Origin of the sequence: Steroidobacter agaridevorans, from assembly GCF_009932555.1 — a bacterium.
In the GTDB taxonomy this organism is placed as follows: Bacteria; Pseudomonadota; Gammaproteobacteria; order Steroidobacterales; family Steroidobacteraceae; genus Steroidobacter; species Steroidobacter agaridevorans.
The window spans coordinates 443,169-456,304 of record NZ_BLJO01000005.1; the positions used below are offsets into that span (position 1 = coordinate 443,169).

General features: G+C 62.9%; 10 protein-coding genes. 3 read left to right on the forward strand and 7 right to left on the reverse strand.

From position 1 onward, the window contains the following. Positions 1–7: 7 nt before the first annotated feature. From GYH35_RS20100 to GYH35_RS20110, 3 genes are all read right to left on the reverse strand, one after another. Positions 8–3,187, reverse strand: a complete 3,180-nt coding sequence (locus GYH35_RS20100; RefSeq protein WP_161813498.1) for an efflux RND transporter permease subunit — start codon at positions 3,185–3,187, stop codon at positions 8–10. After that, positions 3,187–4,365 carry an efflux RND transporter periplasmic adaptor subunit gene (locus tag GYH35_RS20105; RefSeq protein ID WP_161812756.1) on the reverse strand — a complete coding sequence of 393 codons (1,179 nt, stop codon included), beginning with the start codon at positions 4,363–4,365 and terminating at the stop codon, positions 3,187–3,189. The genes GYH35_RS20100 and GYH35_RS20105 overlap by 1 nt, the downstream gene beginning before the upstream one ends. A 111-nt stretch (positions 4,366–4,476) precedes the next feature. Next, positions 4,477–5,046: a TetR/AcrR family transcriptional regulator gene (locus tag GYH35_RS20110; protein WP_161812755.1), complete on the reverse strand. Its 570-nt coding sequence runs from the start codon at positions 5,044–5,046 to the stop codon at positions 4,477–4,479. Between the two features lie 552 nt (positions 5,047–5,598). On the opposite strand from GYH35_RS20110, the gene GYH35_RS20115 reads away from it, so the two are divergent. Further along, entirely contained in the window at positions 5,599–6,675 is a 1,077-nt protein-coding gene (locus tag GYH35_RS20115; protein ID WP_161812754.1) for a sensor histidine kinase, read from the forward strand. Here GYH35_RS20115 and GYH35_RS20120 read toward each other — a convergent pair whose 3' ends face one another. From GYH35_RS20120 to GYH35_RS20135, 4 genes are all read right to left on the reverse strand, one after another. Beyond that, the gene (locus tag GYH35_RS20120) at positions 6,676–7,875 is read right to left on the reverse strand and encodes an ABC transporter permease (RefSeq protein ID WP_161812753.1); all 1,200 of its coding nucleotides are present in this window, start codon (positions 7,873–7,875) and stop codon (positions 6,676–6,678) included. Beyond that, positions 7,875–9,032, reverse strand: a complete 1,158-nt coding sequence (locus GYH35_RS20125; protein ID WP_202624441.1) for an ABC transporter permease — start codon at positions 9,030–9,032, stop codon at positions 7,875–7,877. The genes GYH35_RS20120 and GYH35_RS20125 overlap by 1 nt, the downstream gene beginning before the upstream one ends. A gap of 118 nt (positions 9,033–9,150) precedes the next feature. Next, entirely contained in the window at positions 9,151–9,822 is a 672-nt protein-coding gene (locus GYH35_RS20130; protein ID WP_161812751.1) for an ABC transporter ATP-binding protein, read from the reverse strand. Beyond that, positions 9,819–10,961 (reverse strand): efflux RND transporter periplasmic adaptor subunit, encoded by a 1,143-nt coding sequence (locus tag GYH35_RS20135; RefSeq protein ID WP_161812750.1) that lies wholly within the window; start codon positions 10,959–10,961, stop codon positions 9,819–9,821. Before GYH35_RS20135 ends, GYH35_RS20130 begins: the two co-directional genes overlap by 4 nt. A 231-nt stretch (positions 10,962–11,192) precedes the next feature. Between GYH35_RS20135 and GYH35_RS20140 the strand changes: the two genes are divergently transcribed. Continuing rightward, positions 11,193–12,434 (forward strand): efflux RND transporter periplasmic adaptor subunit, encoded by a 1,242-nt coding sequence (locus GYH35_RS20140; RefSeq protein ID WP_161812749.1) that lies wholly within the window; start codon positions 11,193–11,195, stop codon positions 12,432–12,434. 3 nt (positions 12,435–12,437) lie between these two features. Then, a complete protein-coding gene (locus GYH35_RS20145; protein ID WP_161812748.1) occupies positions 12,438–13,130 on the forward strand; it encodes an ABC transporter ATP-binding protein in 693 nt (230 codons plus the stop codon). Positions 13,131–13,136 lie beyond the last annotated feature (6 nt).

The following is a 13,136-nucleotide window of genomic DNA, read 5'->3' on the forward strand; positions in this document are numbered from 1 at the left end:
ATCACTCTCAATTCGACTCATGCGGCGCGGCCGGCTTCGGCTCCACGCCACCCCCACCCTCATGGGGCTTGCCCTTGCCGTGTTCGTCGTCGTAGGCCTCGCCGCCCTTGGCGCCGGCGATCCACTTGAAGAACAGCGGCACGAACAACGTTGCGATGAAGGTTGCCGCCAGCATGCCGCCGATCACGCTCGTGCCGAGCGAATGACGGCTGTTGGCGCCGGCGCCGGTGCTGATCGCCAACGGCAGCACGCCGAAGATCAGAGCCAGCGACGTCATGATGATGGGACGGAAGCGCAGCTTCGCGCCTTCGATGGCCGCATCCATCAGCTTCATGCCTTCGTGATACTTCATCAGCGCGAACTCGACGATCAGAATGGCGTTCTTGGCCGCCAGGCCGATCAGCGTCAGCATGCCGATCTGGAAATAGATGTCGTTCGCCAGACCGCGCATGAACACGGCCAGGAACGCACCGAACGCCGCGAACGGCACGGCCAGAATCACCGCCACCGGCAACGTCCAGCGCTCGAACTGCGCGGCGAGAATCAGGAACACCATCAACACGCCCAGCAGATACACGCCCTGCGAAGCACCGCCGCTGACCTTCTCCTGATACGCCGTACCGGTGAACGCCAGCTCATAGCCCTGCGGCAGCGTCTGCGCGGCGACTTCCTCGATCGCTTTCAGCGCATCGCCCGAGCTGTAGCCCGGCGCCGCCGCGCCCATGATCTTCGCCGACGTGAACGCGTTGAAGCGCTCGACGATTTCGGCGCCGGTCACTTCACGAATGCTCGCCAACGCGGTGAGCGGCACCAGATCGCCCTTCTTCGAGCGCACGTACACGTTACGAATATCTTCCGGATACGCGCGGAAACGCGGCTCCGACTGCAACTGCACCTGATACACACGGCCGTTGCGATTGAAGTCGTTCACGTACAGCGCACCGAACGTGCTTTGTAACGTTTCGAAGACCTGGCCCACTTCGACACCGAGCGTGATCGCCTTTTCGCGATCCAGATCGATGCGCATCTGCGGCACGCTGGCGCTGAAGGTGGTCTGCGTACCCGCGAGCTCCGGACGCTTGTTGGCCGCGGCGACCAGCTTCTGCGTCACGCCTTCGAGATCCTTGATCGAGCCGCTACCACGCGACTGAATGTAGGCCTCGAAACCGCCGGTCATCGACAGACCTTCGATGGGCGGCGGCTCGACGGCGAAGAAGAAGCCGTCCTTCACCTGCGCACCGGCGCCGAACACCGCACCGACCAGAGCGGCCGGCGACAGATCGTCGCTCTTGCGCTCATCCCACGGCTTCATCGGCAACCAGATGATGCCGCTGTTGGTCTTCATCGCCTGGGTCAGCGGATCCATACCCGCCACCGCCACAGCATTTGCAACGGCGGGATGGTCGCGCACGCCAGCGGCCACGGCTTCAACCGACCGCACAGTGCGATCGAGCGAAGCGGCATCCTGCAGGAAGCCGATCACGAAGACGTAGCCCTGGTCTTCCGACGGCGCGAGCGACGTGGGCAGCGCACGGAACAAGCCGACCACCACGACCAGCATCACGACGAACATGGCAGCAGCCATCGCCGCACGCTTCATCACGAAACGCACGCCGCGCTCATAGCGATTCGTGACGCGCTCGAACCAGCGGTTGAAACCCTCCAGGAAGCGGTTCTTCACCATGTGATCGTGCTTCAACAGCAGCGCGCACAACGCCGGAGTGAGCGTCAACGCGACGAAGCCGGAGATCACGACGGACACGGCGATGGTGACCGCGAACTGTCGATACATTTCGCCGACCAGGCCGCCCATGAACGCCACAGGCATGAACACCGCGGTCAACACCAGCACGATGGCGATGACCGGACGGGTCACCTCTTCCATCGCCTTCTCGGTCGCTTGCGGCGCCGGCAGATTTTCGGTCGTCATGATGCGCTCGACGTTCTCGAGCACGACGATGGCGTCGTCGACCACGATACCGATCGCCAGCACCATGCCGAACAAGGTCAGCATGTTGATCGAGAAGCCGAATGCAAACATCGCCGCGAACGTGCCGATCAGCGATACCGGCACGGCCAGCATCGGAATGATCGTGGCGCGCCAGTTCTGCAGGAAGATCAGCACGACGAAGAACACCAGCACCATCGCTTCCAGCAGCGTCTTGACCACTTCCTTGATCGACACCTTCACGTATTGGATGGTGTCGTAGGGAATGGCATAGGTCATGCCCTTCGGGAAGTCGCGCGACAGCTCTTCCAGTCGCTTCTGCACGGCGCCGCCGGTTTCCAGCGCATTGGCGCCCGGCTGCAGCACCAGCGCCATCATCACTGCGCGCTGACCGTCGATCGTCGCCTGGTTGCTATATGTCTGCGCGCCCAACTCGACGCGAGCGACATCCTTCAAGCGCACGATGCCGCCGGCTTCGGTGGTGTGCACGACGATCTGCTCGAACTCCTCGGGCTCTTGCAGACGGCCTTGCGCCGTCACCGCGTAGGTGAAGTCGACCTGTTCGCTCACCGGCTCGACGCCCACCTGACCCGCCGCGTACTGCGAGTTCTGCTGACGAACGGCCATGGCGACATCGGAGGGCGTGAGACCCAGCTGCGCCAGCTTGTCCGGCTGCATCCAGATGCGGATGGAATAGTCCTGGCCGAACATCTGCACATCGCCGATGCCCGGGATACGACGCAGCTCATCGAGCACGTTGAGCGTGACATAGCTGCTCATCGTCAGCATGTCGACGCTGTTGTCGGGCGAATGGATCGACACGATCTGCAGGAACGTGGTCGACGCCTTGCGCACCACGACGCCCTGACGCCGCACCTCTTCGGGCAAGCGCGGCACGGCGGCCTGGATGCGGTTGTTGACGTTGACCGCGTTCATATCGGGATCGGTGCCGATATTGAACGTCACCGTGATCATCAGCGTGCCGTTGCCCGAGTTCACCGAGCTCATGTACAGCATGCCTTCGACGCCGTTGATCTCCTTTTCGAGCGGCGCGGCGACGGTGTCCGCAATGGTTTGGGCGGTCGCGCCCGGATAGGTCGCGGCCACCGTCACCGACGGCGGAATGATATTGGGATAAGCGGAGATCGGCAGCGAGATCATGCCGCCCAACCCGGCGATCACGATGAACGCCGAGATGACGCAGGCGAAGATCGGCCGCGTGATGAAGAACTTGGAAATCATGCGGTCTCCTTCTGCGCGGGCTGTTGCTCAGCCTGCTTGGTCGGAGCCTCGGGGCCTACTGCGCTCACCTGAATGCCGGGCTGCACCTTGAGCACGCCTTCGACGATGTAACGATCGCCGGGCGCGAGCCCTTCGGTGACGATGATGTTGTTGCCGAACGAGCGGCCGACCTGCACCGGGCGGAATTCCACTTTCTGTTCGCCGTTCACCAGCCAGATGAACTGGCCCTGCGCGCTCGACATCACAGCCTTGCGCGGCACCGTCACGACGTTGCTCAACTGCACGCCTTCGACGCGCGCCCGGATGAACTGACCGGGAATGAGCTGCGCCTCCGGGTTCTTCAACACGGCGCGCACGCGCACGGTGCCGGAATTCACATCGACCGCGTTGTCGACGAACGTGACTTTGGCGGCGTCCGGATATTCCTGACCGTTTTCCAACACCAGGCGCACGGTCGGCTGCGCGACCCGGTTGGCCGGAGCCAGCGAGCCGCGAATGATCGAAGCTTCGGCCTCGGGCACCGAGAACTCGATATACAAAGGATCGACCTGCACGATCTTGGTCAGCAGGCTGGAGCTCTGCTCCGTCGACACCAGGCTGCCCTCGGACATCACTTCGCGGCTGGTCAATCCCGAGATCGGCGCACGGACGTCGGTGTATTCGAGATCGAGCTGCGCCATGCGCTGCGCCGATTCGGCGGCTTGCAGACTGGCCTGCGCCACTTCGAACGCCGACACCACCTCGTCACGACGGCTCTGGCTGACCGCGTTCTTTTCGAACAACGGCACCACGCGGTCGTGCTGACGACGCGCTTCTTCCAAACGCGCCTTGGCAACAGCAACTTCGGCGCGAGCGGACGCCAGGCGCGCACGCACCGGCTCCGGATCGATCAGAAACATCGGCTGGCCCTGCTTCACGGAACCGCCTTCTTCATAACGGCGCTTGATCAAGATGCCGCCGACGCGCGCACGCACTTCTACTTCGCGTGAGCCGACGGTGCGTGCGGTGTAAGTGAGATCCAGCGGTACGGGGTTCTTTTCCACCGTCTGCACCGTGACTTCCGGCGGCGGCGGCGCGTGCTGCTGCTCCTGGCCCTTACCGCAACCGCTCAGCAACACCGCGCTGACAGCGATGGCAACCAGAGATCTCACCAATGACTGACGAATGACGTTCATATGCGTCTACCTGACAAACTAAAAAACGCGGCCGCGAGCGCACAGCGCTCGGGCAAATCAAAACGGGTGGCGTTGGACGGGAGTCCGGCTTCCTATAACTACCGGGTCAACTCAGCGATACGCCTCGTCGGCAATCTGCAGCAGCTGCTGCACGACACGCTCACGCTGCTCTTCCGTAAAACATGAGATGCGCAACGATTCACGCATCATCAGGCCGTCGATCGCCAGCGATACGACCGCGGCCCGGGCAAAATCCACATCGCTGCTCTCGATCTGCCGGGTGTACTGAGCGATGCGCTCACGGATCACTTCCAGCAGAGTCAGATCGTTCGCGGCAGCGGCGAACAGCGCGGCGCCCATGCCAGCGATCTTGGCCCGGGGCTGCTGCGCAAGAATTCCGACGATGCAGGCTTTGAGATCCCGGCCATCGGTCTCGCCGGTGCCGGACTTCGCCTGCTCCACGCAGTCGGTCATGCTCTCTACATAGCGTTTGGCCAGCGCACCGAGCAACGACTCCTTGGAGGGGAAGTGGTAGAGCAAGCCGCCCTTGCTCACTCCCGCCGCCTGGGCCACGCCATCGAGCGTCATGCGCGCCGCGCCGACGTCACCGACAACTCGCTCCGCCGCTTCGAGGATCCGCTCGCGGGCCGGGCTGATGGTGTTCGATGCCAACTCCGCCATGGCCAACCTCGCTGTACCGACTGGACGGTGAATATACCGTCCAGCCGGTACACCTTGTAATAACTTTCCGCTATGCCGCGTGCTGTTTTTCATAGCCCGCCGCCGCCGACGAACGCCCTCGCGGGCTCCGGTCAACACCGGCAGTCGTTTAGAAAATTGAACACTGATCTGGGCTAGCATTGCTCAGTACTGCATTTCTATGAGTTTTTCTAAACCATCCGAACAGCGAAACAGGGCTGCGTAAAGTACCAGTTAGTCAGCGGCAACGCTGCGCTTCACAGTCCGAGGGCTTGCGTAAATCGCAGGCCTCGAACGAAGCCGGCCAACCTTCGCAGCCTCCGGCGCGGTGCGCATTGGATGCTGAAATGAAGACGAACGAGGTCATGCTTTTGCGACAGCGGACTAGCAACAAACCCGCGCCGGGATTGCGTGTGGGCCGCAATGGACGGCTTACAATGCGCGCCGGCCAGTTTTATCGATATGTAGAAGGAGTGGCGAAACGCATGCCCGACACGATCGTGTCCTGGTTTGGCGGCGAACAGTTTCAGCCACATGGACACTGACTCTATGTGGACACCCGGCATCCAATGGATGCATGTCATTGCCGACCTCTTGATTGCGGTGGCGTTCTTCACCATCCCCTTCGTGCTCCTGTACGTGGCGCGGCGGCGGCGCGACCTAACCTTCAACCGACTCTTGGCGGCCTTCGGCGTCTTCATCGTGGCGTGCGGGCTCACGCATGTCATGGCGGTGTGGAACGTCTGGCACACCGATTACTGGCTCGAAGGCGCCATCAAGGTGCTCGCCGCCGTGGCGTTGGTGCCGACCGCCATTCTGTTGTGGCGCGCGTTGCCACAGATCCTGTCGGTGCCCAGCCAACGCCAACTGCGCGATGCGAATGAATCCCTCGCGCGCGCGAATCGGGAGCTCGAAGCGTTTACGGCGTCGGTCTCGCATGACCTTCGCTCGCCGCTGACCACGATCGCCGGTCAGGCCGGCCTGCTGGAGCTGTCCCTACCCAACGCCAACGAAGAACAGCGTCGGCGGCTGACTCGCATTCAAGGCAGCGTGAAGCAGATGTCGGAGCTGATCGATGCGCTGCTGGTGTTGTCGCGCATTTCACGCCACACCCTGCATCGAGAGATCATCGATGTGAGCGCGCTGGCGGAAAGCATCTTTCAGGACCTGCGGCAGAAAGATCCGTCCCGCAATGTCGAGGTGGAGATTCAGCCCGGCATGGCGGTGCATGGCGACCGGCGCTTGATCAACGATCTGTTTGTGAACTTGCTGGCGAACGCGTGGAAGTTCACGTCGCGGACCGAGCATCCTCGCATCGAGGTCGGCCAGTCTCAGCACGGCTCGATGGCCACGCTGTTCGTCAAAGACAACGGCGCCGGCTTCGACATGGCGCACGAGCAGAAACTGTTCAAACCGTTCCAACGCCTGCACGGCGCCGCCGACTTCGAAGGCACCGGCGTCGGCCTCGCCACCGTCGCCCGCATCATCGACCGCCACGGCGGCCGCATCTGGGCCGAAGGAAAACCGAGCGAAGGCGCGGTGTTCTACTTCACGATGCCGACATCGCCGATCACGGAGCAGTTTCTGCTGATGCAGCGGGCGATGGCGTAGTCAGTCGGTTCGCAACGCCTCCACCGGTTCCAATCCCGCTGCTCGGATCGCCGGCAAGATTCCGGCGATCAGGCCGACCGCCACGGCCAACGACTCCGCGGCAATGATGAAGGCCGGCGAATAACTCACCGGCAGCGCCGGCACGGCGATGTCCAACGCCGCCGCTATTCCGAGCCCCGCCAATAACCCGGCAATGCCGCCTAGCGCCGACAACACGACTGCTTCAGAAAGAAACACACGCAGCACTTGATTCTTCTGTGCCCCTAACGCGCGCAGCAGCCCGATCTCCGCCGTGCGCTCGCTCACGCCGATGGTCATGATCGTGAAGATGCCCACGCCGCCGACCAGCAAGGAAATGCTTCCCAACGCACCTACTGCGAACGTCAGTACGCTCAACACCGAGCCCAGCGTATCCAGCATCTGCTGCTGCGTCGTGATCGTGAAATCTTCATCGCCGTGCCGGGCGATCAGAATCTTGCGCACGCCAGTGACCACCTCCTGCACCGACACGCCGGACTCATGCCGCAGCTGGATCTCGAACACGCTGTCTCGATCGAACAACTCCAGCGACTTCGCCGTGGGAATGTAAACCGTGTCGTCGAGATCGAATCCCAGCGTCGTGCCCTTCGGCTTCATCACGCCGGCCACTCGATAACGCTGCCCGCCGACCCGGATCGTCTTGCCCAGCGCGCTCTCGCCGCGGAACAACTCGTGATTCATCTTGCTCCCGAGCACGGCAAGACTGCGCGGGGCGCGCGGATCATCGGCGGGAAGAAACTCCCCGTGCGCGACTTCAAAACGAAATGCTTCGGCGAACGTGGAACCGACCCCGTACACCGTGGTTCGCCGCTTGCGCCCGAGCGCTTCGACTTCAGCGTTTCCTTGCACCATCGCGTTCGTCGATATCACATACGGCGCGCGGCCCAACGCTTCGGCATCGTCGACAGTCAAAGGCCGCACGTTGCCGAGCGAGCCGATCGAGCCGCCCATGGTCTGCGTCTTGCCGGGCGTCACACTGATGATGTTCGTGCCGAACTGCGTGAACTCGGATACGACGAACCGATGCACACCCTCGCCGATCGATGTGAGCAACACGACCGCAGTCACGCCGATGCCGATACCGAGCGCGGTCAGCGCAGCGCGCAGTCGATGCGCCCGCACCGAGCCTGTCGTCAGCCTTACTAGATCAGCGAAGCGCATCAGCGCCGCCCCGCCAGCGCAGCGACCGGATCAAGGCGGGACGCACGACGCGCCGGCATCAATCCGAAAACCACGCCACTGAGGATCGCGACGACGAGCGCCATCACGATGGCCCACACCGGCGGGTTCAATGGCAACGAGGGATAGATGTTCCCAACGACCCAATCGACGCCGAACCCGACCGCCATCCCGGCGATCGCACCGGCCACGGACAGGAGGATCGCTTCCGTTAGAAACAATGCCGTGATCTGCCCGCGCGTCGCGCCGATGGCTTTGAGCAAGCCGACCTCGCTGGTCCGCTGACTCACCGACACCAGCATCACATTCATGATCAGCACACCGGCGACGGCGAGACTGATGGATGCGATACCGGCCAGCGTGAGTGTCAGAGCAGTGAAGATGCGATCGAACGTGGAGAGCAAGGCGTCCTGAGTGATGACGGTGACGTCCTCTTCGCCTTGATGCCTCAGTTTGATGGCCTCGATGGTGGCGTCGCGGACGCGAGTCATGTCATCGCGGGTGTGAGCTTGAATCAGCAGGCGGAATAACGATTCGGTGTTGAATAGCGCCTGGGCTGCGCTGACGGGGACAATGATCAACTCCTGCGAGTCCATGCCGATCATCCGCCCCTGGTCCGCCAGCACCCCGACGACCCGGAAACGCCGGTCGCCGATACGCAAATTGCCCCCGATAGCCTCCCGGCCTGGGAACAACTCTCGAGCGATGTTATTTCCGATTACCGCCACGGCGGTGTCGCGGCTGAGATCACCCGGCGGGAGGAAGTCACCTCTCGCGAGAACGAAACCATGTACAGGCATCAACTCGGAGCTCGAACCCATCACCGGCGCTTCCCGCTCGAGTGCGCCCACGGATGCCGGCGCCGAACCAACCACAAGCGGCGCGACTCGCGCCACGCCAGGCAGGCGCTGCACCGCCAGTGCATCACTCAATGTGAGATCTCTCGGCGTTTCGCCAGAGAGCATGCCCGGCGAGACACCGCCAGTTTCGGAACGGCCCGGAATGACAATGATCATTCTCGTTCCCAGCGCCTGGAATTCATCGGCGACGTAGCGCCGCGCGCCTTCCCCCAACGACGTCAGCGCGATGACCGCTGCAACGCCGATACTCATCGCGAGCAATAGCATGATGCTCCGCATGCGCGCACGGACTGCGGAGTCGAGAGAAAGACGGATTAGATCGCGAAAGCGCATGACCTCTCAATCTCACCGCACCTGTCGGCGCCGTCCGAGGGCGGCGGGAACCACGACGCACTCTTCATGTCGCGTCCTCCACCACCTTCCCATCCCTCATCCTGATATGCCGCCGCGCCCGCTGCGCCACCTCCGCGTCGTGTGTCACAACGAGCAAAGTGATGCCTCGCGCGTTCAATCCCTCAATCGCCGCCAATACCTCCGCACCCGAAATATGATCCAAATTCCCGGTCGGCTCGTCAGCGAGCAGCACCGCCGGCTGCATCACCATCGCCCGCGCAATCGCCACGCGCTGCCGCTGCCCGCCCGACAGCTCATTCGGCCGATGCTTGGCGCGGCTTTCCAAACTCAAACTTGCCAGCAACTCCTGCACTCGCGGCCGTCGCACTTCGGGCGCAACGCCAGCCAGGACCAGGGGCAATTCGACGTTCTCGAACGCCGTCAACCGGGGAATCAGATGAAACGACTGGAAGATGAACCCGATCTTGCGCGCCCTCGTGTGCGCCAGCTCCTCGTCATCCAGCGACGTCGTCTCTCGCCCATCCAACAGATAAGTGCCCGCCGTCGGCCGATCGAGCAGCCCGAGCACATTCAACAGCGTGGACTTCCCCGACCCCGACGGCCCCATGATGGAAACATACTCGCCGCTCTCGATATGCACATCGATCTGATCGAGCGCGCGCACTTCCTGGTCGCCCATCTGGAAGTGCCGGCAGATGTTCTGCAAATCGATCATCGCTTCGCAGCCTGGCTGGCGCGTGCTCCGTCGAGGACGCCCTCGCGGTCGACTGTCGTCACCACCAGATCGCCTTCCGCGAGGCCGCTCGTGACCTCAACGTATTCCCAGTTTCGCAGGCCGGTTTGCACGTCCCTGGCATGAACCCGCTCTTCCGCCGTGTCATATACATAGACACGCTTGCCATCGAGCAGCGCACGGGTCGGAATCCGCAACACGTTGTCCTGTTCCTGCAGAATCACTTCCACATCGGCGCTATACCCCGGCAGCAACGTCACCGATTGAATGTCTTCCAGCTCAGCTTCGATTTCCACAGTGCGCGCCTGCTTCTCCACGTCGAGCACATAGGGCGCCACCCGTCGCACGTGAGCAGCGAACGTCCGGTCTCGGAACGCATCGAGCGACACTCGCGCCGGCATGCCCTCTCGAATTCGCGGCGCGTCGACCTCGTCGATGGGCGCGGTTACATAGATGCAACGAGTGTCAACTACATCGACAGCTGGCGGCGTCGGAATTCCGACCGGCGACGGTGTTACAAACTCCCCGATCTCACCATTGATCTCGGCAACGATGCCGGCGAATGGCGCGCGTAACAGCGTGCGCTCCATCGACGCTTTCGCCTGCTCGATGCGCGCCTCGGCCACTTTGATATTTTGAGTAGTCGCACGACACGCCGCCGCTCGACTATCAGCATCGCCTCGCGCTCGCTCGGCCGCATCGATCGACACCAGACTTTGGGTCACCAGCTTGGCCAGACGATCCGACTCGCGCTGAGCGACTTTCGCCGCGACACAGGCTTCCTCGGCCCGCGCATGCGAAGCCACGGCATCGCGTTCAGCCAAACTCAGCTCGGCGCGGATGTCGTCGTTCCACAACTCGAGCAGCACTTGTCCGGGCTGCACGCGATCGCCTTTCTTTACCGGCAATTTGGCGATTTGACCGCCCGAAGGCGGCGCGAGTCGGGCGCGTTGACAGGCCTTGATGGTGCCGGCCCGCGTATTGGTAACTGTTTCAGCGACCGGCCCGCGGCTCACCGTTGCAGTTTCCACCTCGATGGGAACCGGCCGGCTCGCCAGCACACCGATCGCGAGCGCCACGAGCACGACTCCAGCCACGATATATAAGGTGCGGCGTTTCATATGTTGGCGGTGTCCTGCCCCGCAGGTAGCGCAGATATCGAAGTCACAGGCGGATTATCGACCCAACTTACCGGCGTTGCGCGGCTTTTCACCGACGCGCCTTACTTCTGCCCGGCCCGGGGATTAGAATCCGTGCGCCCTGCCGGTCGCCGGCATTGGCTTTTCTCGCATATACCAATGACCGCGCCGTCATTCGCTACGCGCGCGATCGCTAAAGGACTGAAGGCTTCCATGTCATTCGATCAGAACGCACTCGACAGCCTCCGCATCGAACGCAGCCCGGAACCCACTCGCAACGATCGCCAGGGCGGTGTCTATAAATGGTTCATCGCTGCCGTACTGGTTCTAGCCGCGGTGGCCGCGGCATATGCATTGTTCCGCGATAACGCCATCGAAGTGGAAACAGTGACTGCGACCGCCGCTGCCACGGGCGGTGGCGGCGGCGGCTCGGTGCTGAACGCCTCCGGCTACGTCGTGGCGCGCCGTCAGGCCACCGTGTCGGCGAAAGTGACAGGCAAGGTCTCCGAAGTGCTCATCGAGGAAGGCATGGAGGTCAAGGAAGGCCAGCTGCTCGCGCGCCTGGACGATACGACCACGCGCCCGCAGCTCGACCTCGCCGAACGTCAGCTCGATGCGACGACCAAGAATCTGCAGGAAGTCGAAGTGCGCCTGGCCGAAGCTGAACGCAACTTGCGTCGTACGCAGCAGCTGCGCGCCGACAAGCTGGTCAGCGAACAGGCGCTGGATTCGGCGCAAGCGGAATTCGGCGCTCTGCAGGCGCGACTGGAAGCACTGAAGAGCGAAGTGAAAGTGGCCCAGAGCAGCGTGCGCGTGCGCAACCAGGATCTGGACGATTTGTTAGTTCGCTCGCCCTTCGACGGCGTCGTGGTCTCCAAGGATGCGCAGCCCGGTGAAATGATTTCTCCGATTTCCGCCGGCGGCGGCTTCACGCGCACCGGAATCGCGACAGTCGTTGACATGGATTCGCGAGAGATTGAGGTCGACGTGAACGAGGCCTTCATCAATCGGGTGAAGGCCGGACAAAAAGCCGAGGCCGTGCTGGATGCCTACGGGGATTGGACCATCCCCTGTCACGTCATCAACATCGTGCCCACCGCCGATCGCCAGAAGGCGACGGTGCGTGTGCGCATCGGGTTCGATCAGCTGGATCCGCGCATCCTGCCGGACATGGGCGTGAAGGTGAGCTTCCTCGACGACCGCGCCGGCGAGCCGGCCGCCGCGTCGGCCCGCCCGGCCGTGCGGGTGCCGAGCGAAGCCATCATGAAAGATGGGGAGACGACGTTCGTCTGGCGAGTGCGGGATGACTCGGTGGAACGAGTCGCGGTGCGCACCGGGGGCGAACGTAGCGGACAGACAGAAGTGTTGTCGGGAATCGCCGCTGGCGACGTCCTTGTAGGGAAACCGGTCGAGGGGCTCGCCGACGGCGCCCCGGTCAAAAAGAAAGCGGAGTGACACATGGCTGATGAATCGTTGGTTCGACTGCGCGGCGTGGCGAAGGATTACAAGCGGGGCGCCGAGACCGTGCATGTGCTGCACGCCCTCGACCTGGACATCCCCAGGGGCGATTTCCTCGCGTTGATGGGCCCGTCGGGCTCGGGCAAGTCCACGTTGTTGAACCTGATCGGCGGCATCGACCGCCCGACCTCGGGCAGCATCGAGATCGCCGGTACGCGCACCGATTCGATGACCGACGGCGACTTGGGCAAATGGCGCGCTCATCACGTCGGCTTCGTGTTTCAAATGTATAACTTGTTGCCGGTATTGACCGCCGAGCGCAATGTCGAGCTGCCGCTGTTGCTGACGAAGCTGCCGGCGGCGGAACGGCGCAAGCGCGCGAATGCGGCTCTGGGCCTGGTCGGCTTGAGCGAGCGCGCTCATCACAAGCCTCGCGAGTTGTCGGGTGGTCAGGAACAGCGCGTCGGCATCGCTCGCGCCATCGTTTCCGATCCCACGCTGTTGTTGTGCGACGAGCCCACCGGCGATCTCGATCGCAAGTCCGGCGATGAAATCCTGGATCTGTTGCAGGCGCTGAACCAGCAACAGGGCAAGACCATCATCATGGTGACGCACGATCCGCACGCCGCGGCTCGCGCCAAGCACGTTCTGCACTTGAACAAGGGTCAGCTGAGCCGCGAAGCCGCGGCCTGAGGTGAC